Source organism: Acidimicrobiales bacterium (assembly GCA_035536915.1).
Lineage (GTDB): Bacteria > Actinomycetota > Acidimicrobiia > Acidimicrobiales > JAHWLA01 > JAHWLA01.
In genome coordinates this window covers 1-24988 of the sequence record DATLNE010000011.1, presented here as the reverse complement: position 1 = coordinate 24988, position 24988 = coordinate 1, and the positions used below count along the sequence as shown (strand labels likewise).

Genomic DNA, 24988 nt, shown 5'->3' with positions numbered 1-24988 from the left:
CGTCCGGGTGCTCGACGAGGACGGGGAGCTCCTGCGCCACCTCACACTCGACCCCACACGGGACTACCAGCGGCAGGACTCGGGCTGAGTGTCTACGGTGTCTCGCGACATCTGTCTCCGATGTCCCGCGACATCACACGGCGCCCCCGGCAGGATTCGAACCTGCGACGCACGGTTTAGGAAACCGACGCTCTATCCCCTGAGCTACGGGGGCCCGCCTCGATCGTAGGGGAGGACCCGTGAGTGGGGCCTCGTCGCCTCATTACCACGGCAGCCAAGGCTGGGGCACGCACACTCCCGGCATCAGCTTCCCGCCGGTGCAGACAAGGTGCTCGTCGGGGCCGTTCGGCTGCTTCTCCCATTTCACTTGATCGCCCGTCGGCGCAGCGATACGCACGACCTCCTTCGCCGCCGGGCGGGTAGTCGCGTCGTCACGCCGCGGCGCACGCTCCGCCTTCACCGGGGGCAAGTCGGGGTGCGAGTCGGCAACAGGGGCAGGCGTCGACTCCGGTGCTGGCTTAGGCATGCGCACGTTGGCGATGCGTTGCGTGGTCGCCGCCACGTCCTCCTGGTGCCACGGCGCGGGCAGCAGAACACCGGCCGCCAAGCTGACGACCACAAACGCTGCAGAGACTTGCGGCGGCACCGCGTCCAGCCACGGAAACCGCATACGCCAGCGTCCGAATGCGGCTGCAAGCCCTTCTGCGACCCGGCTCATCGTGGCTCTGATCCGCTCAACCTGCTTTCGCTCCCGCGCCCGTTCGCGGACATCTCCAACGCGCTCGTCGGCCTTTAGATACGCAACGAAACGCTCGCGCTCCTCTGGCGGAAGTCCTTCAAAAGCTTGGGCCACGCCGCGCAACCGCATCCGGTGCTCTGCCAATTCGGCGACGCCATGCGTCGCCGCGCGGTCGGGCACCGCCCCGATCACCTCTCTGCGGCGATCGCGGAGCCAATGCAACGCCCGGCGCCGAACGACGATCCGGACGTACGGCGCCAAATCTTCGCTACTCGTGAACCACGGCCGCTTTCGCATCACAACTGCGGCAGCGTCTTGAAGCAGGTCGTCGACCACGTCGGCGGGGAGCCCGAACTTACGCAGTTCCGCACGGCCGATGGCCTCCACCCTCGGCCAGGCGGCAGAAATCGCGGATTCGTATGTCACAAGGTGGCGTCCCGCGGCTGACACGAGCGAAGAACCCAGAAGGGGGCCGCGCTCGTGGTTGCAAAAGCATTCGCCGCCGTCGTTGTCGTTCTACTCAGCATCGGTGCCATGTCGACCGCTTCGGCTCACCACCTCGAATGCGAATACATAGAAGTCAACGGCGAGTGGGTGAAGATTTGCCCGCCGCCGCATCCCTGAAGACCGCTTTTACCTAGTTCTACCAGGGACTTTGGTTTTCCTGCCTCCGGCAGGAGCTGAGGACTCCCCCTGCCGTCGAGGGGCCGGCAGGGGGACGTCTTCGTGTGCGTTCAGCGCTCGTTAGTCGAACGCCATCGTGGAGATGCGCACCGGTCGCATTCGCAATGCCACCGCGCTGCCCATAGTCGTCGCCAAGCCCGCTAGCGCGGGCACGGCCACGAGCAACAACAGCACTACTCGCCAGGGGAACACGAGTGGTGGCGTGGGGTTGCTGGCCAGGTTGAACACCACGACCGGCAAGAACCCGACAGGCACGGCCAGCACGCCACCCAACGCCGTCAGGAACACCGCCTTGCGCCCGCTGGTCCCCCACATCGTCTTGGGCGGCGCCCCCACCACGGTCAGCACGTCGCGCTCGTCGCGGGTCTCGGCTGCGGCCAGCGCCAGGCTGACGGCGACCACGAACAGCGAGAACAACAGCGCTGTGCCCGACAACAAAGCTTCGAGCAACAGCGGGTTCAAGCTGTCGTCGGGAAACCGGGTCTCGACGTAGACACTCAGCTGGTCGGCCCGGGCGTCCAGCGACGATGTGTCGAGGTGGTAGTCGTTGCTTGTGTCACGCACCGTCGTCAGCTGCTCACGGGTCAGCGGCTTCGGCATGCGGATCACCGTCACCGGCGCCCGCTCGACGAGCCCCGCCCGAGCAGCGGCGGCGGGCACGACGAGCAACCGCGGCAGCAACCCCAGTTGGTACTGCCGCCCGTCGACGACGGCGACCGGGTGCACGGGTCGGGTCGACGTCGGGGTCGGGGTCGAACTGTCCGCACGGCCGAAGACCTTGACGGACCCGCCTCGACCACCCTCGAACTCCGGTTCTTCGAGGAACGACAGCTCGCCCTGCGCCTCGACGTCGCCGAGGACGAGCATGCCCTCCTTCTCGAGCTGGGCCCGATGTTCGCTGCCCAACCCGTACACCTGCGCCGCTGCGCCGTCGAACACCGTCGCTGCGTTCGAGCCGGGCCCGAAGTTGAAGGTGCCGACCCCCCCGTCCGACTCCCTCGCGGCATCGGGGGCGTCCAGATTCCAGAGGTAACCCTTCGGAGGCCGCATCGTGCGCAGATCCGACACCTCGCTGCCCGGCAACCCGCCACGAAGGGTCTCCACCAAGTCCCTGGGCGCAGGCGCAGGCTCCGACGTGAACAGTGGGTTGGACGTCGGCCCGGACTGTGACGTGCGCTCGGCCAGCACGTGCACCTGGTCGGCGCGCATCTGCCACTGGTAGCCGTCGTCCTCCGCCTCCACCGACAGGAACATCGCCGACGCACCCACCGCCAACGCAGAGGCCGCGCACACACCGGCGACCACTGCGCTCGTACGCGTGCGTTGTCGGGCCAGGCTGCGCGCCGCCAGCCGCCACGCGCCGGAGAGACGCATCGCCACCGGTTCCAGAACGGACACGTAGCCCGGGGTCATGGCACAGGCTCCGAGCAGAACGCCCATGCCACCGAGCACTGCCGTCAATGCCCACAGTTCGGTGTCGTGGCTCGCGTCCCGGCCGCCCAACACGGCGAGGCCCAGCAACCCCAGGCCGCCGAGCATGGTCACAGCACCCATGCCCGTCACGAAACGAGGCACCTTCACCAGTGGTCGACGTCCCGCCAAGGCGGCCAGCACGGGCACGCGGATGGTGGTCCGGGCCGGTATCAACGCGGCCAAGGTCGCGGCCAGCACCCCGAGGAACACCACAGGAACGAGGTCGGTGACCCGCAGGTCCCAGGGCTCCACGTCGCGACCGAGCAGCCGGTCGGCATGGGGTGCCAGTGCCAGCAATCCGACGCCGCCGAGCCCCACGCCGAGGACGGCGCCGATGAGCCCCGTCCACGTGCCTTGGAGGAACAGCACGCTGCGCAGCACTGCAGGTGCGGCGCCGTTGGCAGCCAGCTGGCCGAGCGTCGTCAGCTGCCGACGAGCACCGGCGGCGAAGGCCGAGGCGATGACGATGCCGACCACGGTTAGGACGATGCCGCCGATGACCCAGCTCCACGCCACCTCACGGTTCTTCGACTCGGCGCCCTCCGTTGTCGGCCGCAGGTGCGGGGCAAGCGCCTCCTTGCCGAAGCTGTTGACGATGGGCCGTAGCTGCTGGCGGGTCACGCCGTCGGGGACGTCGACTGCATAGTTCACGGCCGTACTGATCGCACCGCCGCCATCCCATGGGAAGGCGGAGCCGGGCCCCACGACCGCGGTGTAACTGCCCCAATAGGCGCGCCGTTCACCGATGCCGGTCACCTTCCACGACAAGCGCTGCGGCCGCTCCAGGTCGACGGTGTCGCCCACGTCGACCCCGAAGTCGTCTGCGAGCTTGCGGGTCAGGAACACCTCGTTGGCCGCAGTGGGGAACCGTCCCCGGTGCAGCTGCATGTAGTCAGCGCCGATGGGCTGTGCGAGGGGGATGTCGCTCACTTCGGCCGACGACCGCTGCTTGTCGACGGTGCGCATGAGTGCGTGGGCGTTGCGCCACGAGGTGACTCGGCTGCCCGCAGGGAGCGAGGCAAGCGCAGCGTCGGTGTCGGGTCCCTGGTAGTCGCCGGGAACTGCGTTCTTGGCCATCGACACGATGCCGACGTCGGCCGAGGCGCCCCACGTCGCCTGCCACATGTCGACGGGGTCGTAGCGGTCGGTGCGCACGAAGCCTGCGGCCACCGTCATCCCCGCCACCGGCAAGGCGACGAGCAACGCCACGAGCAACGTGCGCCAGGGCCGACGACGCACCTCGCGGCGCGCTAGTCGAGCCGCCAGGCGCAATGACGTGGAGGACGTGAACGACGTCATCGGGCTGCCCTCACCCGTCGGCGAGGCGTAGGCGCTTCCGGGGCGGGTGCCACAGCAACATCGACGATGCGCCCGTCGCGCACCGACACCACGCGATCGGCCCACGCTGCGTATCGAGGCTCGTGGGTGACCAGCACCACCGCCGTGCCCCGGGTTGTCGGCAGCGTGGCCAGCAATTCGATGACCAGGTCACCGGTGCGCGTATCGAGGGACCCCGTGGGTTCGTCGGCCAACAGGAGCTTGCGCGACCCGACGATCGCCCTGGCGATGGCGATGCGCTGCTGCTGCCCGCCCGAGAAGTCGTCGGGGTAACGGTCGAGGTGGTGGTCGAGCCCGACCGATGCCAGGGCCTCGCCCGCCCGCTCTCTCGCTTCTCCGCCGGGGGTGCCGTCGAGCTCCAAGGGGAGCATGACGTTCTCCATCGCCGTCAGCCCCGGAACCAGGTTGAGCCGTTGGAAGACGTAGCCGACGTGGCGCCGTCGCAAGGCGGCGCGCTCGGCGGGCGTCATGCCCTGTAGGTCGCGTCCGTCGACCAGGACGCGACCCGCGCTGGGGTCTTCCAAGCCACCCGCCAGGTGGAGCAACGTCGACTTGCCGCACCCCGACGGGCCGCGAACGGCGACGAACTCCCCGGCCTCCACTGTGAACGTGACGTCCGTCAGCGCCCGTACCTCGGTGGGGCCGGCGCCGTAGCTCTTCACGACATCGGTGAGTTCCAGCAATGCGGTCACGGTCGTCCTCCTCGTCGGGACCGTCGCCGTCCGTTCCCGTTGTCGGCATCGGGCGCCTCCCGCCCGTTGCGGTCTTCAGCGGCCAGGAGCCGCTCTTCACACAGGTCCAGCCAGCGCAGGTCCGCCTCGGCGCGCATGAGCAACGCATCGGTGACGAGCTCGTCGACCAAGGCGTCGACGGTGCGGCCGGGACGCCGGCTGAACGAGCGGCGCCGCTGTTGCAGCAGCATGAGCAGCGCGTTGCGCTGGTTGGTGATGACCTCGAGGGCGTGGTCGCGACCGGCCGCCACGGCGAGCAGCACCTTCAGCATGAGCTCGTCGCGGGGCGGCGGTTCTTCGGCGGGCGCAGCATCCCACCACGCACCGAGCTCGTCGGCGCCGGCGGGGGTCAACCGGTACGACCGCTGGCCGTCGTCCTCATCGGTGACGACGAGGCCGTCGCGGTCGAGGCGCTCCAGCGTCGTGTACACCTGCCCGACGTTGAGCGGCCACACCTTGGCCGTGGCCGACTCGAAGGCCGCTTTGAGTTGGTACCCGTGTGACGGGCCCTCGCTCAGCAACGCGAGGAGCGCTTCGCGCACCCCCATAGATCACCGTTCCTTGTTCGGTATGCATTCTGAGTATGCATACCGAGAGAGCGGCGGTCAAGCGCGCGACTGCAGGCGGTGGTTACAGGCCGCCGATCATCCCCACGATCGGGCTCGACAGGTAGCGGCCACCGGTGGAGCCGAGGAAGCTGGCGTCCCCGAAGGTGAAGATGCCGCCGTCGGAGGCCACGAACCAGTAGCCCCGGCCCGTCGAGGTCGGCGTCATGCCCACCACCGGCTGGTTGAGCCGGATGGAACCGGTCGAGCCGAAGAACGGCGCATCACCGAAGGTGAAGATGCCGCCGTCACGGGCGAAGAGCCAGTAGCCGCCGCCCGAGGCGGTGGCCGCCATGCCGAGCACCGGGGCATTGAGGCGCATGGAGCCGGTCGAGCCGTGGAACCGTGCGTCGCCGAAGGAGAAGATGCCGCCGTCGGAGGCCACGAACCAGTAGCCGTTGCCCGTGGGCGACGCCGTCATGCCGACGACGGGCTGGTTGAGCCGCATCGAGCCGGTCGACCCGAAGAACTGGGCGTCGCCGAAGGAGAAGATGCCGCCGTCCCGTCCGACGAGCCAGTACCCGTCGCCGGTGCGGGTGGGCGCCATGCCGACGATGGGCGAGTTGAGCGGCCGTCCCGCCATGGAACCGAAGAAGGGGGCGGCGCCCGAGGCGAACACGGCCCCGTTGGCCGCGGCCTGCCAGTAGCCGCCACCCTTGCGGGCGGCGATGGCGACGATGGGCGAGTTGGTCGGAACGGTGGTGAAGCCCGATGCCGTGCCGAACCCGTGGACCTCACCGCCGGCGCCGGCCAGGCGGTACCAGCCGGGGCCGCTGGGAGCCGCGGCGTAGGCGGTCTGGGCCGGGCCCTGCATGAAGACCTCGGTCACCCACATGCGGCTGCCCGCCCACACGACGCCGATGCCCACGGCGTTGAAGGCGCCGTCGACCAGGTTGCGGTAATGGCTGGGGCTGTTGACGAAGGCATCGTGCACCTGGGTGACGCTGCCGCCGTAGCCGACATTTTCACCGAGCTTCTGCCACGTGCTCGGCGCCTGCGACGACAGATTGGGGTTGTGCTCAAGGACGTTCCGCTTGGCCATCGATGCCGACCAGGCACGGGCGACGTCGGTGAGGCGGACGTCGACGACCAGCGCAGGCAGGCCCTTGGAGGCGCGCAGCGAGTTGATGCGGGAGACGAAGGCCGACTCGTCGCCGGCGTTGTCGGCCGACGCCGTACCGGTCAGGGCCGGCATGGCGAACAGGGCCAGCGTGGTGGCCAACATAACGATGAGTCCCCGGCACACTGCCCGCATTTGCGGTCCCTCCTATGAAGCTCGCGGAGGGCGGTGCCCCCCATTCGGTAGCCCGGCTGCCGTGGGAAGCTGCGCTTCCGGTAGGCCCGAGGCTTTGCGCACCCGGGTTTCCCCGGGGTTGCCGATTCGTGGGTTGTGCCTTTTGTCTCGGCACCTGGCGTCGCCGACTTGAAAGGCCGGCACCATGTCCGTCCGTGACGACGGACCATCCCCGCGACGACATCGAACGCCGAGTGGTGGCCGCCCTCGACGCGGCCGGCGTTCCCTACGAGCTGCTCGACTGCGACCCGGCGTTGGCCGACACTGCGGCGTTCTCCGAGCACTACGGCTACCCAGTCGGGATGTCGGCGAACACCATCGTGGTGGCCTCGAAACGAGAGCCCAAGGTCTATGCGGCGTGTGTGGTGCTGGCCCCACGGCGGCTCGACGTGAACAACACCGTGAAGCGGCGCATGGGGGTCAACAAGGCGTCGTTTGCCACGGCCGAGGAGACGACCGAACTGACCGGCATGCAGATCGGCGGCGTCACCGCCTTGGCGCTGCCGCCGTCGATGCCGCTGTGGGTCGACGGTGAGGTCATGCGCCAAGAGGCCGTGATCCTGGGCGGCGGGAGCCGGGCCATGAAGGTGAAGGTGGCCCCTGAGGTCTTCAACCGGATCCCCGGTGCCGAGATCGTCGACCGCCTCTACCTCGACTGAGGCGGTTTTGACCGTGGCCGACGCCGCCACCGCCCGGGGCCGCCCTCGCCTGGAGACGGACGACGCCACGAGCCTGCGCATGAGCAGGCAACGGCGGCACGACACCACCCCGGAACGGCTCCTGCGGTCGCTGTTGCACCGGCGTGGCCTGCGCTACCGGTTGCACCGGCGACCGGTGCCAGGGCTCCGGCGTCAAGCCGACCTGGTGTTCGTCGGGCCTCGAGTGGCGGTGTTCGTCGACGGGTGCTTCTGGCACTGTTGCCCCGAGCATGCGACGTCGCCCAAAGCGAACGGGGCGTGGTGGGCGGCCAAGCTGGCGCGCAACGTCGAGCGGGATCGCGAAACCGATCAGCGCCTGGCCGCCGCCGGGTGGCGGGTCGTGCGAGTGTGGGAGCACGAGGACCCGGCGGCCGCGGCCGAACGGGTGGCTGCCGTGGTGAAGATTTCTGCGAAGGTGCCGTTGACACCGAACTGATGTTCGGACAGACTGCAGTTCTCGAACACATGTTCGGTCGGGTACATTCAACCGGCCCTGCAGCAGAAGTCGGGCAGCACCATGACAACATCCCACGACCGTCCAGGGACCTCGGGCGTACCCGAGTCGCCTCCCAGGAAGAAGGACCGACGGGAAGCCGTCGAGTTCGGGAGGCGCGTCAGGGCCGGTCGGAACGTGCTCAGGCTGTCGCAGGAGCAGCTGGGCGAACGTTCAGGCCTCCACCGCACGTACATCGGCCACATCGAGCGGGGTGAGGTCAACCCGACGCTGCACAACGTCCTCCTGCTGGCCGAGGCGCTCGGCGTCGACGCCTCGGAACTCGTCCGCGGCCTGCGGACCGACCCCGACCCCTGATCCTTCGCGCTCGAAGGGAGGTTGTTCGCAGTAGCCACAACTGAATACGCACGCGCTCACGCCATCGTCATCTGACGTGTCTCTCTCGTCTACACAGGAGTGGTGGAGGATGCCGCCCTTGTCGAGCGGGCCGCGGCCGGCGACGAAGTGGCCTTCGAGGCCATGGTGCGTCGGCATACCGACGCGGTCTGGCGCCTGGCGCGGGCGAACCTGCGCGACGACTTTGCGGCCGAAGAAGCCGTGCAGGACACGTTCGTGAAGGCCCACCGCGCCCTGGCTGGTTTCCGAGGCGATGCATCGGTGCGCACCTGGCTGCTGGCTATCTGCCAGCGGACGTGCATCGACATATCGCGTCGTAAGCGGCCCACCGTCGTCTCGCTCGACGAGGCACGACGAGCGCGCGCCCGCGAGGAGCAACCGGAGCTCACGGTTGCCCTCGACCAGGCCATGGGCCGCTTGTCGGACGACGAGCGGCGGGCGTTCACGCTCGTCGACGTCCTCGGCTACAGCCGGGAGGAAGCAGCGCAGATCGTGGGCGTCCCGCCCTCGACGATGCGCTCGCGGGTGGCGAAGGCCCGCCTTCGCCTGATGGACGCGCTCGGTGACGCGCCGTCCGAGAGCACGAGGTGACGACGATGGCTCATGTGCAGGACGCGCTCCTGAACGACGAACGGACCCCGGATGTCGAGGCGCACCTCGACCGGTGCCCAGCGTGCGCCGACGTTGCGGCCCGGATCGACGCCGTGCGGACGAACGCGGGCGCGCTCGGGCAGGTGCTGGCGCCGCCCGCGCCCGCAGGCCTGGCTGACCGCGTGCTGGACCACGTTCGGAGTGGTGATGGGGCCGCCGTACGGCAGGGCGTCGCGCCTCGACGCGGGCCGTGGCTGACGGACGCGGCCCGCCATTCGCTCACACGGTCGACGGCCATCGCCGCCGCCCTTCTGCTCGTCGTCGGGGCGTTGGCCGTGCTGGCGCGCCCCGAGGACGACCGCGGCGACGACGTGTTGCTCGCCTCGGCGGAGCGGACCGAAGCGGCGGGCACCGCCCAGGTCACCGTCGAAGGAGAGACGGAGCTCCTCGTGCCCGTGGAGTACGTGGCCCCGGGCAACGGGGGCCGAGGACCGGTGCAGGCGGCGCGCCCGCCGTTCGAGGCGTTCCCGCCCGAGGTTCGAGTCGCCATGGAGGCGCAGTGGGCGCAGGCCATGGCCGAGTTCGAGCGCGGGCTCGCCGCCTTCCAGGCCCAGGTCGACGAGGCCATCCGTCGGGGCCAGGAGCAGATCGACCGCGCCCTGCGCGACGCCGTCGGCGGGGGCGGTGGCGGGGGTAGCGGCCGCCCGCCGAGCACTCGCCCCACCACGCCACCTCGAGCGGCGGGGGCGCCGCCGAAGCCCCCGTCGTCGCTCTCCCTTCGCATGGCGGTGAGCGCGGGCGGGACCACCGACTTCCGCGGCCGAGTCAACCTGGAAGGCACCGTGCGGCCAGCCGTGCCTGCGACGGCGCTGGAGGCCGGCCCTGCCGGTTTCGCCGTGTCGGTCGACGGGCGCCAAGCCGCCCTGCGCCGACCCGACGGCTCGTGGGCGGCGCTGCAGTCGAGCAGTGGCCCGCTCGGCGCCGTCCTTCTCGAGCCCGGTGCGGTGGGCCGCATCCTCCGCAGTTCCGAGGGCGACGTCGAGACGCTGGGCGACGCCGAGCTCGACGGCAGCCGGGTGCGCCGGTACCGGTTCGAGGTCGACCCCGCTGCACTGGTCCGCACCGAGTTCGCCGACCAGCACTGGACGGCCGAGGCCTCGGTCGACAGCGACGGCCGAGTGCGCGCCCTCCGGCTCCAGGCCCGCGGGGGCGTCGATCGCCGCAGCCCGCTGACGTGGCAGTCCGACGTGACCGTCCGCCTGCGCGACTTCGGCACGCCGCCGGCCCCTCGTCCCGCGGGCGCCGTCGCCCCCCAAGGGACCGTGGCGGGCGGCGGTCGATCCTCCGTCCTCGTGCACCCGTTCGGGCCGACCGTGGCGGCGTCGCTGGAATCGTCGTCGTCGGAATCCCGCTGAGCCTCGTCTACAGGGGCATGAGACGAACCGTCAGCACGAGCGTCCTCGTGGCCGCAGCCGCCTTGGCCCTGCTCCCGTCCACCGCCGCTGCCGCACCCCCGCCCGACCGGGGCTGGATCGTCGGCGTGGCGGGCAGCCCGGCCGAGGCCCGCACCCTGCCCTGCGCAGGCGAGCTTCCGTCGACAGTGAGCGGAGCCCTCGGCGGCTGGCGAGCGGTGGGCGCCGCCGTCTGCTTCCCGAAGCGCTCGGGCTCCTGGCACGTCGACCAAGAGGGCGCCTGCGCAGTGCGGTCCGACGCCACCACCGCCTTCCGCCTCATGGGCGACTGCGTAATGACGATCGACATGGGCCACTACGTCAAGGCGTGGGCGCCGGTGGGCGCTGCGTACGAGCCGTTCCAAATCGTCTGGCACTGACGCACCGCGCCACCGAAGCGACCGGGAAGGCCGAGCCCTACGACGAGGGCTCGGCCTTCCCCCATGCCTGGGGAGCGTTCTCCTCGTCGTACAACGGCTCTTCGCCACGGTCGACCCGCTCTTGGTCGTCGGCCGCCGCCTTGCCGAAGGCAGTGTCCTGCGGGTTGGCGTGCACGTCGGAGATCGGGGTGTCTTCGCTTGTATCGGCCATGCCGTCCACCGTTCCCGACGTCCGCCACGACTAACCGGCCACGAAGCTGAGCCGCACCCGCCGCTTCGGGTTGTCGTCGTTGAGGTCGACGAGCGCCACCCGCTGCCACGTCCCCAACGCCATGCGCCCGTCGAGCACCGGCACCACCATCGACGGCGACACCAGTACCGGCAGCAAGTGGTCCGCCCCGTGCCCGGGCGAACCGTGGCGATGCCGGTAGTAGCGGTCTTCCCGGGGCAGCAGCCGCTGCAACGCCTCGTCGAGATCCTCGTCCGACCCCGCCCCCAACTCGAACACCGCCACGCCCGCAGTGGCATGGGGCACGAACACGTGCAGCAACCCGTCGCCCCGCCCTCGGCAAAAGCGCTCGGCCTCTCCAGTGAGATCGACCACATGCCTGCCGGTGGTGTCGAGCGCCAGTTCCGTCGTCTCCATAGCGCCTTCCTACCGCGTCCGGCATAGTCGGCCCATGCTGCGCACCGCCTTCACCGACCTGGTCGGCTGCACCGTGCCCATCCAGCTGGCACCCATGGGCGCCGTTGGCACACCCGACCTCGCCGCCGCTGTCATCGAAGCGGGCGGCATGGCCATGCTGGCCACCACCCTCGTCCCCGGCCCCGCCCTGCGCTCGATGATCGAGACGGTCAACGCCAAGGCGGCCGGTCCCCTCGGCGTCAACGTGCTCATGCCGTTCCTCGACGAAGCCCTGGTCGACGAGATCGCCCCGCTGGTCCGGCTCGTCGACTTCTACCACGGCCCGCCCCAGCCGCCCTTGGTCGGACGGGTGCACAATGCGGGCGCCCTCGCCGGGTGGCAGGTCGGCTCCGTCGACGAAGCCAAGGCGGCGGCCGACGCGGGCTGCGACCTGCTCGTCGTCCGCGGCACCGAGGGCGGCGGGCGCATGTGGGGCGACCGGTCGTTGTGGCCGCTGCTCGACGAGGTGCTCGACGCCGTCGATGTGCCTGTCCTCGCCGCAGGCGGCATCGGCACCGGCCGGGGCCTGGCCGCCGCCCTGGCCATGGGCGCCGCCGGGGTGCGCCTGGGCACCCGGTTCATCGCCACCGAGGAGTCCACGGCTCACGACGTGTGGAAGGACGGCGTCATCGCCGCGGGCGCCACCGACACCGTGCTCACCGACGCCTTCTCCACCATGTGGCCGAACGGCCCGGAGCCCCACCGCGTCCTGCGCAGCGCAGTGGAGGCCGCCGAGCAACTCGACCCCGACCTCGAAGTGGTGGCCGAGCTACCTGGCTTCCCGCTCCCCCGCTTCGCCGTGGTCCCGCCCAACCGGGCCACCACCGGCCACGTCGACGCCATGGCCCTCTACGCCGGCGAGTCCGTCTACGCCGTCCGCAGCCGCGAACGGGCGGGCGACGTGGTGCGGACCATTGCCGCCGACGCCGAAGCGCGCCTCACACAGGCGGCTGCGGGTCGTACTGGATAGCCCGCTTCACCTCTCGCGCCCGCTGTTCGGAGTGCAGGCGCCGCACCAGGTGCAGCGCCATGTCGATGCCCGCCGATACTCCCGACGCCGTGACCACCGAGCCGGAGTCGACCCATCGGGCGTCGGCCTGCACGTCGATGTCGCGCCCCAGCGACCGCAGCAGGTCCAAGGCGATCCAGTGCGTGGTGGCCGGACGCCCGTCGAGCAGCCCGGCATCGGCGTACACGAGCGACCCCGTACACACGCTGGCCATGAGCACCCCCGCCCCCGCCAACTCCCGCAGCCGAGCCCGCACCCGCTCGTCACCCAGCTGCGGTCGCGTCCCTGTGCCGCCCGGGTACACCAGCACGTCGATCGGCCCCAGGTCGTCCCACGTGCAGTCGGCCAGCACCCGCGCCCCTTTGGCGCACCGGATCGGCTCGGCAGTGTCGGCCACCGTGACCACCCGCACGCCGTCGTCGGGAAACAACAGGGCCCACGCCGCCAGCACCTCCCACGGCCCCGCCCAGTCGAGCTCTTCGACATCGGGGAACAGCGCGATGGCGATCGTCGTCATGGATAGGAGCCTGCCATGGCCCGCGACCGCCATCCCGAAAGCCGCCACCCGAACCCGAGTCAGGGGACAGGCCGCGACTAAAAGGCGCCGTGGCGGCCTTCACCCGCAGCGAAGCGGGCGGCGCCCGCCACCGTCTCGCCAGAGGCGATCACTTCCAGTCCGAGCGCCGTCTCCCGCGCCAGTGCGTCGGGCAACGACATGCCCCACTGCTCGTACGACGAGCGGCGGTCGGCCCGCATGCACAGTTGCGGGAAGGCGGCGATCGACCGGGCCAGCTCCACCGCCGCCGCCAGCGCCTCGCCCGGCGGGCACAACCGGTTGGCCAGCCCCATGCGCTGCGCCTCCTCGCCCGACACACCGCGCCCCGTGAGGATCAGGTCGAGGGCGTGGCTGTGGCCGACCAACCGCGACAAGCGGATGGTGCCGCCGTCGACCAGCGGCACCCCCCACCGCCGGCAGTACACGCCGAACACCGCGTCGGACGCCGCCACCCGTAGGTCGCACCACAGCGCCAACTCCAACCCACCAGCAACGGCGTGGCCCTCGACGGCCGCCAGCAGCGGCTTCGACAGCAACATGCGCGTCGGTCCCATGGGGCCGTCGTCGGCCATGTCGTCGGACACCCGGTTCCCCCGCCCGGTGGCCACGCCCTTGAGGTCGGCGCCCGCACAGAACGTGCCGCCCGCCCCGGCGAGCACCCCCACCGACAACGAGTCGTCGGCGTCGAAGGAGCGGAACGCCTCGGCCAACGCCTCGGCGGTCGGGCGGTCGACGGCGTTGCGCACCTCGGGCCGGTCGATGGTGACGACGAACACGCCACCCGCTTCGACCGAGGTGCGGACGGTCACGCCGGCCCCGACTCGTACGGGCGGCCTGCTTCGACCCATGCGTTGGTGCCGCCCGCCACGTTCACGGTCTCCCATCCGGCGGCGTTCAACGCGGTGGCCGCCGCCATGCTGCGCCCGCCCAGCGCACAGATCACGTACACCCGCTGGTCCCGCGGGATCTCATCCGCCCTGCTGTTCAACTGGTCGAGGGGGATGAGCCGAGCACCGGGCACGCGAGCCTGCTCGTACTCCTCAGGGGTGCGCACGTCGACGAGCGGTGCGCCGTCGGCCAACGCGGCAGCGAGTGCGTCGAGGTCGACTTCGGGAGCGGGCGGCGGCGAGTCGGTCACGCCGCGCAGCCTACGAGAGGAAGTCCACCAACGACGGCTGCAGGATGCGCTCGCCGGTGTCGAGCGCGGCGTCGAAAGCCAGCAACCGCAAGCGCAATTCGGTGATCCGGTCGATGGGCAGCCGGTCCACGCCTGCTCGCATCACGCCCGAATCGCCCAACAGGTCTTCCGGCGCGATCACCTGGTTGTTCATCCCGCCAACTCCTCTTCGGCCAAGGCCCGCAAGGCCCGTACCGTGTCGTGTCGACCCCGTTCCAACAACGCCCGACTGCGCTTGGCCGTCTCCACGACCTCTTGGGAGGCCAGCCGCAACGCGGCGCGGTGGTCGGTGAACAACGCACCCCAGGGCGACGGGGCCGCCTCGGCCAAGTCGCTCAGCGTGGGCTGCGAGCCGAGGCCGAACTGGGGCGCGACGTCGGCGAGCTCCAAGGCGCGGGCCATCTCCACCCGGCTGATCTCGTCGAGAACAAGCTCGACCTCGCGCCCGGCGTGGGCCAGCCAGCGGTCGCGCTCGCACTCCAGCAACAGGCACTCTTCCTCCAACTTGAACTGCAAGAGGTCAAGCAACTGGCGTTCACGCCACAGCAGGTTCGACAGCTCCGTCATCCCCACGGGAGGTCAATCGGCTGCACCCGGAACCATGTGAGGCTTTCGGCCTAGTCAACTGAGAACGCCGAGGGCCACAGCCCTCGCCAATGCCTCCTGCCGGTTGGCGACGCCCAGCTTCGTGTAGATGTGGGCCAGGTGGGTCTTCACCGTGGCGGGCGTGATGTACAGAGCCTCGGCGATCTCCCGGTTCGACATGCCGTCGGCCAGCCGGGCCAGCACCTCTCGCTCCTTGCGGGTGAGGCCGCCTTCGTCGACCCCCGTGGTGACCGCGCCGACGAGCAGCGGGAGCAGCGCCGGGGCGATCACCCGTTCGCCCCGGCCGATGCGGTTGAGGGCGTCGCCCAACTCCTCGGCGGAGACGGTGCGGAGGAGCAGGGCGGACACGCCGTGGCCCGCCATCCCGGCCAGTTCGTCACGCGACACGTGGTCGACCAGGGCGACGACGACGACGCCCGCGGCCACCGCTCGCCGCACCAGCTCGGAGGGGGCGGTGTCGTGCACGAGGCCGAGGAACAGCAGCGTGCCGCCGCCTGTGGCGGCCAGGTGGACGGCCTCGTCGCCCCGGGCCACCTCGGCCAACACCCGGACGCCGCGCGCCCGCAGGGTCTGCGCCACGCCGACTCTGACCAGCGGCCACTCGTCGACGATCACGGCCACCGCGTCGCCCGTCACCCGCCGATCGTACTTTCGCCCCCGAGTGACTAGTCAGTTCGGGCGGTTTGTCATGGTCTGTTCGAACTACGCCGCCGCCGAAGATCACCCACGTGGCCGATGTGCGCGGTGCCCGAAATAGCCGAGATTTAACGGTATGGCGACCGTGGGGATCGAAGAGCGTCGAGCAGTCGAACGCTCGAACAACGAAGACAAGCTGGTTCGCGAGAACCTGGCGCTGGTGGATTACGCAGTTACGCAGATCGCGGCCCGGCTGCCGCGGCACGTCCCCCGGGACGAGCTGACCTCGGCGGCCATGGCGGGCTTGGCCCAAGCGGCCCGCAGCTTCGACCCGTCGCGTGACACTCGTTTCGACGCCTACGCATCGGCCCGCATTCGCGGTGCCCTGCTCGATGAGCTGCGCAGCCGCGACTGGGCCAGCCGCTCGGTGCGCTCCAAGGCCCGCAAGATGCTGGCCGTCCACGACGAACTGACCGCATCCCTGGGTCGGGCGCCGTCGACCGACGAGGTCGCCACCAAGCTCGGCATGGACAAGGTCGCCGTCGAGGCGCTGGCGAGCGACGTCCACCGCTCCGTGGTCCTCAACTACGACTCGGTGGTCGCCGACGCCGGCGCCGACGCCCTCCTGCCGTGCGACAGCGAGAGCCCCGACATCGTGCTGCTGGAGCGGGAGCGCCGGTCGTACCTGATCGACGCCGTGGCCGCGCTGCCCGAGCGGCTTCGCCTCGTGGTGGTCGGTTATTTCTTCGAAGAGCGGCCCATGCAGGACTTGGCCGACGAACTGGGCGTGAGCCCGTCGCGCATCTCGCAGATGCGGGCCGAGGCCGTCGCCATGCTGAAGGACGGCATGAACGCCCACCTCGATCCCGAGTGCGCCGAGGAGTTGCCCTCGGAAAGCCCCCGGGTCGCCCGTCGCAAGGCCGCCTATGTCGCCGCCGTGGGCAACGGCTCCGACTTTCGGTCGCGCCTGACCGCCTCCACCGGCTCGGCTCGCCGCCTGGTTCGGAGCGCGTGAAGCGCATTTCCTCCGGCTCGCCCTACGAGCCGGCCATCGGGTTCTCCCGCGCCGTGGTGGTGGGTGACCGGGTGATCGTGTCGGGAACCGCTCCTGTGTGGCCCGACGGCTCGTGCCCCGACGACGCCCACTTGCAGGCGCAACGTTGCCTGGAGATCATCGTGGACGCCCTGACGGAAGCCGGGGCCGCTGCCGCAGACGTGGTGCGCACCCGCATGTTCCTCACCTCGGCCGACGACGGCGAGGCGGTAGGACGGGCCCACGGCGAGGTCTTCGGCGACGTTCGCCCCGCCGCCACCATGGTGGTGGTGGCTGGGTTGCTCGACCCCCGTTGGAAGGTGGAGATCGAGGCGGAAGCGATGCTGCATTCCTAGGATGAGCGCCATCGACCGTCAGCCCATCACCCAACGAGACCTCGCCTCCCTCGAGCAGCGCATCAAGGCCGAGCTCGAAGTCGAGCGGCACAAGCGCGTCGTCGACGGGATCATCTACGGCACAGTGCTGCTCACGGCTGTCGCGATGATCATCGTGCTGTTCGTGGTTCGCTGAGCACAGCGACCAGCGCGTCGACCAAGCCGTCGACGGTGTGCACCTCGGCCACGGCGTCGACGTGCAGGCCTGCGGCGGCGGCGGCCTCGGCCGTGATCGGGCCGATGCAGACGACGACCGGCGGCACGGTCGTGGCCACCTCCATGAAGTTGCGCACGGTCGACGCCGAGGTGAACGTCACCGCGTCGGCCGTAGCTGCCGCCGCCAAGGCCTCGTCGGAGGGACGCACCGGTTCGGTGCAATAGGCGGTGACCACCTCGACGTCCCACCCCTTGGCCCGCAGCCCCTCAGCCAGCACGGGGCGGGCATCGGCGGCTTGGGGCACGAGCACCCGGCCCGGCCCGGCCGGGAACGCCTCGACCAACGATTCGGCCACGAAGCGCTCGGGCACCAGGTCGGCCACGAGGTTGTAACGGGCCAAGGCGTCGGCGGTGGCCGTGCCCACCACGGCGATCTTGGCGGCGCCGAAGGCCCGCGCATCGCGCAGGCGCGGCACCACCCGCTCGACGGCATTGGCCGAGGTGAACACCACCCAGTCGTAGGCCGCCGGGTCGACGTCGACCGGCTCGCCGTCGACCACGGCGAGGGCGGGGAGCTCCACCACGTCGGCGCCCAGTCCGGCCAGGCGACCGACCAATCCCGACGACTGTTCGCGCGCCCGAGTGACCACCACCCGCTTGCCGAACAGGGGGCGCCGTTCGAACCACGACAGGTCGAGGCCGGCCACGGCGCCGATCACCATGGTCGAGGGCGACTCCATCGGCGTGTCGCCCAAACGGCCGACGGTGGTGCGCACGGTGCGCTGCTCGGGTCGGGTGCCCCACTGCACCGCCACCACCGGCGTGTCGGCGGGCAGGCCGCCTGCCAGCAGCCGCTCGGCGATGGCGCCCCGGGTGGCCACGCCCATGAGCACCACGATGGTGCCGCCCACCTTGGCCACCGCCTCCCAGTCGGTCTCGGTGGCGGCCCACGGGTCTTCGTGGCCGGTGACCACGGTGAACGACGTCGACAGCCCGCGGTGGGTGACCGGCACGCCGGCGTAGCCGGGCACGGCAATGGCCGAGGTGATGCCGGGCACCACCTCGAAGGGCACGCCCGCATCGAGCAGGGCGAGGGCCTCCTCGCCGCCGCGGGCGAACACGAACGGGTCGCCGCCCTTGAGGCGCACGACCTCCTGGCCGGTCTTGCCCCGCTCCACCAGCAGGGCGTTGATCTCCTCTTGCGAGGTCGACGGGCCCCGCGGCGTCTTGCCCACCGAGATGCGCTCGGCCTCCGGTGGCGCCAGGTCGAGCAAGGTCGCCACCGACAGCCGGTCGTAGACGACGACGTCGGCCCGGCGCAGCACCTCGGCCGCCCGCACGGTCAGCAGGCCCGGGTCGCCCGGCCCCGCCCCCACCAGGTACACCGTCACGACCCCGACCCCCCCTCGTCCCGAGGGAGGGAGGCGAGGAGGCGGGCGGCCACGCCGCGGCCGACCTCCACCGGGTCGCTGCCCGTGGCCGAGCCCCGAAGCACGACATGGCCGTCGGCCGTCGCCAGCAGTCCGCGCAACGTCACCTGCCCGCGCTCGACGGTGGCGTAGGCGCCCACCGGCAGGTCGCACCCGCCGCCCAACTCGGCCAGGAACGCCCGCTCGGCGTCAACGGCCAGACGCGACGGCGCGTGCTCGATGGCGGCCAACCGTTCCGCCGTCTCCGGCCTGCACTCCACGGCCAACGCCCCTTGCCCCACCTGCGGCAGCATCACGTCGACCGAAAGCACCTCGGCGATGTGCGACTCCTTGCCCAACCGCTGCAAGGCAGCCGCCGCCATCACCACCGCGTCGTATGACGACGCCTTGGCCAAGCGGGTGCCGATGTTGCCCCGCAGGCCGGTGAACGTGATGTCGGTACGCCGTTCGGCCAACTGCACCCGCCGCCGCACCGAGCCCGTCGCCACCACCGCGCCGGACGGCAAGTCCTCCAACCGTGACCCCACCAGCACGTCGCGGGGGTCGCCCCGTTCGGGCACGGCGGCGATCACCAGGTCGGGGTGCGACTCCGACGGCAGGTCCTTGGCCGAGTGCACGGCGAAGTCGGCGCGTCCGTCGAGCACGGCGGCCTGCACCTCTTTGACGAACACGCCTGTGCCGCCGATGGCCGAGATGGGCAGGTCCTGGCGGCGGTCGCCGGTGGTCTCCACCACGACCACCTCCACGGGCACGCCCAACAGGCCGGCCACATGCGACGCCTGCCACCGGGCCAACGCGCTCCCGCGCGTGGCGGCCCGCAGCATCAGAGGTCGAACAGGGTCCGCAGCGCCTCGGCCAGCCGGTCGCCGCGAGGCGACCCCGCCGCCTCCTTCAACCGCACCGTGGGCTCGTGCAGCAGCTTGGCCAGGATGCCCTTGGTCAACGCCTCGACCGTCTCGCGCTCGGCAGGCGACAGCGCCTCCAGCTTGGAACGGAACCGCTCCAGCTCGGCGGTGCGCACTGCTTCGCCTCGCGTCCGGAGCGAGACGATCAGCGGCGCCAGCTCACGAGCCGATGCGGTGGCGCAGTGCCGTTCGACCTCGGCGGCGATGATCTGCTGCACCCGCGCCACCTCGCGCCGGCGCCCGGCCAAGCCCGCCTCGGCGAACGTGCGCAGGTCGTCCATGTCGAGCAGGGTCACGCCGGCCAGGTCGCCCACGCCGGGGTCGACGTCGCGGGGCACGGCCACGTCGACGACCAGCAGCGGCCGCCCTTGCCGTTCCTCCATGACCAACGCCATCTCGCTGGCGTCGACCAGCACCGACTGCGAGCCGGTGGAGGTGAGCAGCACGTCGGCTTCGGTGAGCGCAGCGGCCAGCGAGCCGAAGTCGACGGCCCGGCCGCCCACCCGTGCCGCCAGCGCCGCAGCCCGAGCCCGGGTGCGGTTGGCCACCAGCACCTCGCCGTCGCCCACGGAACCGGCCAGGGCCACGGCCATGCCTTCGCCCATGTCGCCTGCCCCGAGCACGAGGATGCGCCGCCCCGACAGGCCGCCCAGGTGCTCGGCCGCCATCTGCACGGCCGCCTGCGACACCGAGGTGGTGCCTCGGGAGATGGCCGTCTCCGAGCGCACCTTCTTGCCCACTTCGACGGCGTGGCGGAACAGCTCCGACAGCATGGGCCCGCAGGCACCTTCGGCCACGGCCCGCTCCCAGGCATCTCGCACCTGGCCGAGGATCTCGTTCTCGCCCACCACGGCGGAGTCGATGCCCGACGCCACCTTGAACAGGTGCGACACGGCGGCGTCCTCGTAGAACGAGTACATGTGGTCGGCGAAGACCTCGGGCGGCTCGAAGCTCAGCTCGGCCAGGAAATTGCGCACGTCCTGCACGGCGCCGTGGAAACGGTCGGCCACCACGTAGATCTCGGTGCGCATGCACGTGGAGAGCACCACGGCCTCGGCCAGGTTCTCGCGCCCGCACAGGTCGGCCAGCGCCTTGGGAAGACGGGCATCATTCACCGTCATCCGCTCCAGCACCTCGAGGGGCACCGTGCGGTGGTTCAGCCCTACGACGACGACAGACACGCCTGCAGGCGCTCCCTTGCTTGCTCGACCTGGCCGGCCCGGATCAACTCCAGCATTCCGGAGTCCAGCGCGTTCTGCCAGTCCAGGTCTTCGGTGGAACGCCCGGCGGCCCGAACTGCTTCCCGGGCGTCGGACAGCAGCCGCACCAGCACCTCGTATTCGGGACCGAGCTCGTCGTCCATGCGGCGCCGCAACCACGACGAAAGCGCGGGGCTGTGGCCGCCGGTCGACACCGCCACCACCACCGGCCCGCGGCGGCTGACGGCGGGCAAAGTGACCGAGCAGTTGGCGGGATCGTCGGCGCTGTTGACCCACACGCCGGCCGCCTCACCGTCCTCGAACACGGCCCGGTTGGCGGCCGGATCGTCGGTGGCGCTGACCACCAGCCAGTAGCCGCGGACGTCGCCGGGGGCGTAGTCGCGCTCCTCGCACGTGACCGGCAACGCCTTGACCGCGGGCGAGATGGCCGACGCCACGACGTGGACGACCGCCTCGGCGGCCAGCAGCCCTTCGATCTTGCGCAACGCCACCTCGCCGCCGCCGACCACCAGGCACCGCCGTCCCCGCAGGATGAGGTTCACCGGGTAGAGGGGGGCGTCGACGGGCATGTCAGGCCGAGGCCGCCTCGTCGGGGACGGGGGGCTCTGTGGCGGTCGCCGCGGCGGCGCCGCCCGCCCTGCGCTGCTGGTAGAAGCTGAGGATCTGCAGTTCGATCGACAGGTCGACCTTGCGCAGCGAGACATGGGGCGGGACGGTCAGCACGGCGGGGGCGAAGTTGAGGATCGAGGTGACGCCTGCAGCCACCAGCCGGTCGGCCACCTCCTGGGCCACGCCGGCGGGGGTGGCGATGATGCCGATGGCGAGGCCCTCGGCGGCGGCGATGGCGGGCAGGTCGTCGATGTGGCGTACCTGGAGGTCGCCGATGGCCTCGCCCACCTTGCTCTCGTCGGCGTCGACGAGGGCGACGATGCGAAAGCCGCGGGCCATGAAGCCCCGGTAGTTGGCGAGGGCGTGGCCCAGGTTGCCGAGCCCGACGATGGCCACCGGCCAGTCCTGGGTGAGGCCCAGTTCACGGCTGATCTGGTAGAGCAGGAACTCGACGTCGTAGCCGACCCCGCGGGTGCCGTAGGAGCCGAGGTACGACAGGTCCTTGCGCACCTTGGCGGCGTTGACGCCGGCCATCTCGGCCAAGCGCTCCGACGAGATGGTGGTGGTCTTCGACTCGGCCATCTCCACCAGCGAGCGCAGGTACAGGGGCAGGCGGGCGACGGTCGCCTCGGGGATCCGGCGCCGTGCTCGCTCCATAGGCAGATCGTACCGGCCTTGTGCACGACTTCACGAGTTCACGAGCGGCCTCCTACGCTGGGGCGCCCGATGCTGCATGTTGCCCTCGCCACCGGTGCTGCGTTGGTCGGACTGGCCTTCGCCATGTCGACCTACGAGCGCTGGCTGGCCCGCCGCCAACGCCACCACCTGGCATGGAGCGCGGCCCTGTTGCTGTTCGCCTTGGCCGCCGGCGCGCTGGCCGCGGGCGAGGGCGTGGGGTGGAGCGGACCGGTCTTCCGGGTCTACTTCCTGCTCGGTGCGATTGTGAACGTGCCGTTCCTGGCCCTGGGCACCGTCTACCTGCTGGGCGGGCGGCGACGAGGCGACCAGTGGGCCGTCGTGGTGGTGGTGTTCAGCGCCTTCGCCGCGGGCGTGCTGGCGGTGGCGCCGTTCACCGCACCGCTGCCCGCCGACACCGTGCCCCGGGGCAGCGAGGTGTTCGGGGTGCTCCCCCGCGTACTGGCCGCGGTGGCCTCGGGGGTGGGCGCCCTCGTCGTCTTCGGCGGCGCGGCGTGGAGCGCGTGGCGCATCCGCCGCGGGCGGGTCATGTGGGGCAACGTGCTCATCGCCTTGGGCACGTTGATCCTGGCCAACAGCGGCCTGTTGAACTCGGTGCTCGACGAGATCACCGGCTTCGTGGTGACGCTCTTGCTCGGCATCACCGTGTTGTTCGCCGGCTTCCTGGTGGCGACGGTGGCGCCTACGCCGAGCGCAGCTCCCGCCGCAGCACCTTCCCGCCCGTCCCGACAGGCAGTGACGGCACGAAGTTGACCTTCGTCGGGCACTTGTAGCGGGCCAGGCGGTCGGCGCAGAACTCGATGACCTCGTCCTCTTCGAGCAGGCGGCCCGCCTCGGTCACCACGAAGGCCACCACGGTCTCGCCCGAGTACGGGTGGGCGTTGCCGACCACGGCCACGCCGGCGATGGCGGGGTGTTCGAGCAAGGTGTCTTCCACCTCGGCGGGGTAGACGTTGAAGCCCGACACGATGATGAGGTCCTTGGACCGGTCGACGATGTAGAGCCAGCCTTCGTCGTCGGCCACGGCGATGTCGCCGGTGCGCAGCCAGCCGTCGTCGGTGAGGGCTTTGGCGGTGGCGGCCTCGTCGTACCAGTAGCCCTTGAAGACGTTGGGGCCGCGCACCCAGATCTCGCCGGGGTCGCCGACCAGGGCGTCCTCGCCTTCCTCGTCGACCAGGCGCACGTCGATGCCGGGCAGGGGCACGCCGATCGAACCGGTGCGGGGCGGGCGGTCGGCCAGCGAGGAGGTGACCACCGGCGCCGCCTCGGTCAGCCCGTAGCCCTGGTGGATCGACATGCCGAAGCGGGCTTCGAAGGCGGCGGGGACCTCGTCGGGCAGCGGCGCGGCGCCCGAGGTGGCGAGGCGCACGGTGCCGAAGGCGCCGGGGTTGGCGCCCAGCATGGTGGCCCATGCGGTGAACATGGGCGGGGCGCCCGCCACCAGGGTGATGCCGTGGCGCTGGAGGGTGTCGAGCGAGGCCACCGGGTCGAAGCGCTCGACCAGGACGACGCGTGCGCCCGCCGCGAGGGCGAGGCCGAGCACCACGTTGAGGCCGAAGATGTGGAACAGGGGCAGGACGCCGAGGAGGCGGTCGTCGGGGGTGAGGCGGCGGCCGGGGTGGCTCTGCACCTGGTCGATGTTGGAGCGCAGGTTGCCGTGGGTGAGCATGGCCGCCTTGGGGGCGCCGCTGGTGCCCGAGGTGAAGATGAGCACGGCCAGGTCGTCGGGGTCGCGGTCGACGATGGGGGCGGGCTCGCCACCGAAGAGGTTCTCCAGCCGGTCGTCGCCCTCGCCGCTCCAGATGAGGACGCGCTCGATGCCCGCGGCGGCCTGGTCGACGCCGGCCAACGCCTCGCGTCCTGACGGTCCCGAGAGGACGACGGTGGCGCCTACGGCCTTGATCTCCCGCTCGAGCTCGGCGGCCGGGCTGGTGGGGTTCAGGGGCACCGCCACGGCGCCGACGCCGAGCACGGCCAGGTAGCCGACGGCGAAGAACCAGTTGTTGGCGGCCACCAAGGCGACGCGGTCGCCGGGCTCCACGCCGAGCCGGGTCAGCCCGCCCCGCAACTCGGCCACCTGGGTGCGCAAAGTGCCGTAGGTGGTCGGTTCCCCCCTGCTGACAATGGCGACGGCGTCGTCGGGATGGCCCTCGATGATTGCTGCCAGGTTCACTGCGTCTCCCTCCCCACCGCCATGCCACCACGGTACTGGTCAAGGCGGCGGCGCGATCAGCCGAGACAAACCAAGAACCACGAAAAGGCAAACCCGTCGGAAGGCGGGGACGCAAAGCCACCGGGCCAGAACGGCCGGCGGGGCTACCGAACGGAGGACCGCTCGTGCGGTTGCGACACCTGTTGGCCGGGATGTGCATGGCAATCGTCGGGGTGCTGGTCCCCGTTGCCGTTGCCCCCGCCGGTGCCGCGGCCGACCCCCAGGCCGCCGAAGCCGCTTTCGTGGCCAAGATCAACGCCCTGCGCGCCGCCAAAGGCCTGGGCCAGTTGCGGGTCGACGCCGAACTCACCTCGATCGCCCGGCAGTGGGCCGCTCGCATGGCGAGCAAGGGCGACATCGCCCACAACCCGTCGTTTTCGGCCCAGGTGCAGGCCAACTGGGTGAAGCTCGGCGAGAACGTCGGCATGGGCCCGACCGTCGACAAGCTGCACGCCGCCTTCGTGGCCAGCCCCACCCACTACAAGAACCTGGTCGACGGTGCCTTCGAGCTCGTCGGCGTGGGCGTGGTGGTGGGCGCCAACGGCATCCTGTTCACCGCCCACCAGTTCGAGCGCCTGGCCCCTGCGGGCACCCCGGCGCCGGCTCCGGCGGCCGCCGCCAAGGCCGCTCCCGCTCGCTCCGTCCCCCAAACGGCGGCTGCTCCGGCACCTGTGCCGGCGACTCCCATGGCCCCTGCCCACGCTGTGCAGGTGCTGGAGCAGCTCCGCCTCTTCGACCGCCCCGCGGCCTGATCCGTCGAAGTGTGGGGAGTTTCGGGGCGCAAAGCGCCCCCACACCCCACACATAGCAACCGGGGGGGGGGGCGGCC

31 protein-coding genes, 1 tRNA gene and 2 riboswitches are annotated in these 24988 nt (G+C 71.0%); of the genes, 12 read left to right on the top strand and 20 right to left on the bottom strand.

The features are described from left to right. Nucleotides 1-141 precede the first annotated feature (141 nt). The 6 genes from VM938_03655 to VM938_03630 form a co-directional block, all read right to left on the bottom strand. Nucleotides 142-214 (bottom strand) — tRNA-Arg (locus VM938_03655). Nucleotides 215-262: 48 nt separating this feature from the next. Continuing rightward, entirely contained in the window at nucleotides 263-1126 is an 864-nt protein-coding gene (locus VM938_03650; protein HVF74119.1) for a hypothetical protein, read from the bottom strand. A gap of 357 nt (nucleotides 1127-1483) precedes the next feature. After that, nucleotides 1484-4195 carry an FtsX-like permease family protein gene (locus VM938_03645; protein ID HVF74118.1) on the bottom strand — a complete coding sequence of 904 codons (2712 nt, stop codon included), beginning with the start codon at nucleotides 4193-4195 and terminating at the stop codon, nucleotides 1484-1486. Further along, nucleotides 4192-4926, bottom strand: coding sequence for an ABC transporter ATP-binding protein (locus VM938_03640; protein HVF74117.1), 735 nt, complete (start codon nucleotides 4924-4926; stop codon nucleotides 4192-4194). Before VM938_03640 ends, VM938_03645 begins: the two co-directional genes overlap by 4 nt. After that, complete coding sequence (locus VM938_03635; protein HVF74116.1) at nucleotides 4923-5513, bottom strand: helix-turn-helix transcriptional regulator; 591 nt, start codon at nucleotides 5511-5513, stop codon at nucleotides 4923-4925. The genes VM938_03640 and VM938_03635 overlap by 4 nt, the downstream gene beginning before the upstream one ends. 82 nt (nucleotides 5514-5595) lie before the next feature. After that, nucleotides 5596-6825 (bottom strand): CAP domain-containing protein, encoded by a 1230-nt coding sequence (locus VM938_03630; protein HVF74115.1) that lies wholly within the window; start codon nucleotides 6823-6825, stop codon nucleotides 5596-5598. A gap of 43 nt (nucleotides 6826-6868) precedes the next feature. Continuing rightward, a riboswitch (cyclic di-GMP riboswitch) is annotated at nucleotides 6869-6958 on the bottom strand. Between the two features lie 61 nt (nucleotides 6959-7019). Here VM938_03630 and VM938_03625 point away from each other — a divergent pair. From VM938_03625 to VM938_03600, 6 genes are all read left to right on the top strand, one after another. Further along, nucleotides 7020-7523, top strand: a complete 504-nt coding sequence (locus VM938_03625) for a YbaK/EbsC family protein (protein ID HVF74114.1) — start codon at nucleotides 7020-7022, stop codon at nucleotides 7521-7523. A gap of 13 nt (nucleotides 7524-7536) precedes the next feature. Further along, nucleotides 7537-7998: a DNA mismatch endonuclease Vsr gene (gene vsr, locus VM938_03620; protein HVF74113.1), complete on the top strand. Its 462-nt coding sequence runs from the start codon at nucleotides 7537-7539 to the stop codon at nucleotides 7996-7998. An 81-nt stretch (nucleotides 7999-8079) separates the two neighbouring features. Next, on the top strand, nucleotides 8080-8373 hold the full coding sequence (locus VM938_03615; GenBank protein ID HVF74112.1) for a helix-turn-helix transcriptional regulator: 294 nt from the start codon (nucleotides 8080-8082) through the stop codon (nucleotides 8371-8373). A 102-nt stretch (nucleotides 8374-8475) separates the two neighbouring features. Further along, nucleotides 8476-9003, top strand: coding sequence for a sigma-70 family RNA polymerase sigma factor (locus VM938_03610; GenBank protein ID HVF74111.1), 528 nt, complete (start codon nucleotides 8476-8478; stop codon nucleotides 9001-9003). Nucleotides 9004-9017: 14 nt separating this feature from the next. Beyond that, nucleotides 9018-10418, top strand: a complete 1401-nt coding sequence (locus VM938_03605; protein HVF74110.1) for a hypothetical protein — start codon at nucleotides 9018-9020, stop codon at nucleotides 10416-10418. 17 nt (nucleotides 10419-10435) lie between these two features. Next, nucleotides 10436-10834 (top strand): hypothetical protein, encoded by a 399-nt coding sequence (locus tag VM938_03600; GenBank protein HVF74109.1) that lies wholly within the window; start codon nucleotides 10436-10438, stop codon nucleotides 10832-10834. 37 nt (nucleotides 10835-10871) lie between these two features. Here the strand turns inward: VM938_03600 and VM938_03595 are convergent, their stop codons facing one another. Together VM938_03595 and VM938_03590 are read right to left on the bottom strand one after the other, a co-directional pair. After that, complete coding sequence (locus VM938_03595) at nucleotides 10872-11045, bottom strand: hypothetical protein (GenBank protein HVF74108.1); 174 nt, start codon at nucleotides 11043-11045, stop codon at nucleotides 10872-10874. A gap of 30 nt (nucleotides 11046-11075) precedes the next feature. After that, the gene (locus VM938_03590; GenBank protein ID HVF74107.1) at nucleotides 11076-11480 is read right to left on the bottom strand and encodes a secondary thiamine-phosphate synthase enzyme YjbQ; all 405 of its coding nucleotides are present in this window, start codon (nucleotides 11478-11480) and stop codon (nucleotides 11076-11078) included. A gap of 34 nt (nucleotides 11481-11514) precedes the next feature. On the opposite strand from VM938_03590, the gene VM938_03585 reads away from it, so the two are divergent. Then, entirely contained in the window at nucleotides 11515-12489 is a 975-nt protein-coding gene (locus tag VM938_03585) for a nitronate monooxygenase (GenBank protein HVF74106.1), read from the top strand. Here VM938_03585 and VM938_03580 read toward each other — a convergent pair. From VM938_03580 to VM938_03555, 6 genes are all read right to left on the bottom strand, one after another. After that, nucleotides 12458-13045, bottom strand: coding sequence for a DJ-1/PfpI family protein (locus tag VM938_03580; protein ID HVF74105.1), 588 nt, complete (start codon nucleotides 13043-13045; stop codon nucleotides 12458-12460). The genes VM938_03585 and VM938_03580 overlap by 32 nt on opposite strands. Before the next feature lie 77 nt (nucleotides 13046-13122). Next, nucleotides 13123-13893 (bottom strand): crotonase/enoyl-CoA hydratase family protein, encoded by a 771-nt coding sequence (locus tag VM938_03575; GenBank protein ID HVF74104.1) that lies wholly within the window; start codon nucleotides 13891-13893, stop codon nucleotides 13123-13125. After that, the gene (locus VM938_03570; protein ID HVF74103.1) at nucleotides 13890-14222 is read right to left on the bottom strand and encodes a rhodanese-like domain-containing protein; all 333 of its coding nucleotides are present in this window, start codon (nucleotides 14220-14222) and stop codon (nucleotides 13890-13892) included. Before VM938_03570 ends, VM938_03575 begins: the two co-directional genes overlap by 4 nt. 10 nt (nucleotides 14223-14232) lie before the next feature. Then, a complete protein-coding gene (locus VM938_03565) occupies nucleotides 14233-14415 on the bottom strand; it encodes a hypothetical protein (protein ID HVF74102.1) in 183 nt (60 codons plus the stop codon). Continuing rightward, nucleotides 14412-14828 carry a flagellar export chaperone FlgN gene (gene flgN, locus VM938_03560; protein HVF74101.1) on the bottom strand — a complete coding sequence of 139 codons (417 nt, stop codon included), beginning with the start codon at nucleotides 14826-14828 and terminating at the stop codon, nucleotides 14412-14414. Before flgN ends, VM938_03565 begins: the two co-directional genes overlap by 4 nt. Nucleotides 14829-14882: 54 nt before the next feature. After that, nucleotides 14883-15503 (bottom strand): response regulator transcription factor, encoded by a 621-nt coding sequence (locus VM938_03555; protein ID HVF74100.1) that lies wholly within the window; start codon nucleotides 15501-15503, stop codon nucleotides 14883-14885. Between the two features lie 136 nt (nucleotides 15504-15639). On the opposite strand from VM938_03555, the gene VM938_03550 reads away from it, so the two are divergent. The 3 genes from VM938_03550 to VM938_03540 are packed head-to-tail and all read left to right on the top strand — an operon-like array spanning nucleotide 15640 to nucleotide 17067. After that, nucleotides 15640-16518 (top strand): sigma-70 family RNA polymerase sigma factor, encoded by an 879-nt coding sequence (locus VM938_03550; GenBank protein ID HVF74099.1) that lies wholly within the window; start codon nucleotides 15640-15642, stop codon nucleotides 16516-16518. Beyond that, the gene (locus VM938_03545; protein HVF74098.1) at nucleotides 16515-16892 is read left to right on the top strand and encodes a RidA family protein; all 378 of its coding nucleotides are present in this window, start codon (nucleotides 16515-16517) and stop codon (nucleotides 16890-16892) included. Before VM938_03550 ends, VM938_03545 begins: the two co-directional genes overlap by 4 nt. Nucleotide 16893: 1 nt before the next feature. Further along, on the top strand, nucleotides 16894-17067 hold the full coding sequence (locus tag VM938_03540; GenBank protein HVF74097.1) for a hypothetical protein: 174 nt from the start codon (nucleotides 16894-16896) through the stop codon (nucleotides 17065-17067). Here VM938_03540 and cobA read toward each other — a convergent pair. The 5 genes from cobA to VM938_03515 are packed head-to-tail and all read right to left on the bottom strand — an operon-like array spanning nucleotide 17042 to nucleotide 21908. Beyond that, nucleotides 17042-18478, bottom strand: a complete 1437-nt coding sequence (gene cobA, locus VM938_03535) for a uroporphyrinogen-III C-methyltransferase (protein HVF74096.1) — start codon at nucleotides 18476-18478, stop codon at nucleotides 17042-17044. The two genes, VM938_03540 and cobA, sit on opposite strands and share 26 nt — an antisense overlap. After that, a complete protein-coding gene (hemC, locus tag VM938_03530) occupies nucleotides 18475-19341 on the bottom strand; it encodes a hydroxymethylbilane synthase (GenBank protein HVF74095.1) in 867 nt (288 codons plus the stop codon). The genes cobA and hemC overlap by 4 nt, the downstream gene beginning before the upstream one ends. Continuing rightward, entirely contained in the window at nucleotides 19341-20603 is a 1263-nt protein-coding gene (gene hemA, locus VM938_03525; GenBank protein ID HVF74094.1) for a glutamyl-tRNA reductase, read from the bottom strand. The genes hemC and hemA overlap by 1 nt, the downstream gene beginning before the upstream one ends. After that, nucleotides 20585-21211 carry a bifunctional precorrin-2 dehydrogenase/sirohydrochlorin ferrochelatase gene (locus VM938_03520; GenBank protein ID HVF74093.1) on the bottom strand — a complete coding sequence of 209 codons (627 nt, stop codon included), beginning with the start codon at nucleotides 21209-21211 and terminating at the stop codon, nucleotides 20585-20587. Before VM938_03520 ends, hemA begins: the two co-directional genes overlap by 19 nt. 1 nt (nucleotide 21212) lies before the next feature. Next, complete coding sequence (locus VM938_03515) at nucleotides 21213-21908, bottom strand: redox-sensing transcriptional repressor Rex (GenBank protein HVF74092.1); 696 nt, start codon at nucleotides 21906-21908, stop codon at nucleotides 21213-21215. Between the two features lie 69 nt (nucleotides 21909-21977). Here VM938_03515 and VM938_03510 point away from each other — a divergent pair, with 69 nt between their 5' ends. Then, nucleotides 21978-22700 carry a hypothetical protein gene (locus VM938_03510; GenBank protein HVF74091.1) on the top strand — a complete coding sequence of 241 codons (723 nt, stop codon included), beginning with the start codon at nucleotides 21978-21980 and terminating at the stop codon, nucleotides 22698-22700. Here VM938_03510 and VM938_03505 read toward each other — a convergent pair. Continuing rightward, nucleotides 22630-24120, bottom strand: coding sequence for an AMP-binding protein (locus tag VM938_03505; protein ID HVF74090.1), 1491 nt, complete (start codon nucleotides 24118-24120; stop codon nucleotides 22630-22632). The two genes, VM938_03510 and VM938_03505, sit on opposite strands and share 71 nt — an antisense overlap. Before the next feature lie 76 nt (nucleotides 24121-24196). Then, nucleotides 24197-24271: riboswitch (cyclic di-GMP riboswitch) on the top strand. A gap of 13 nt (nucleotides 24272-24284) precedes the next feature. On the opposite strand from VM938_03505, the gene VM938_03500 reads away from it, so the two are divergent. Next, complete coding sequence (locus VM938_03500; protein HVF74089.1) at nucleotides 24285-24911, top strand: CAP domain-containing protein; 627 nt, start codon at nucleotides 24285-24287, stop codon at nucleotides 24909-24911. The last annotated feature ends 77 nt before the right edge of the window (nucleotides 24912-24988 follow it).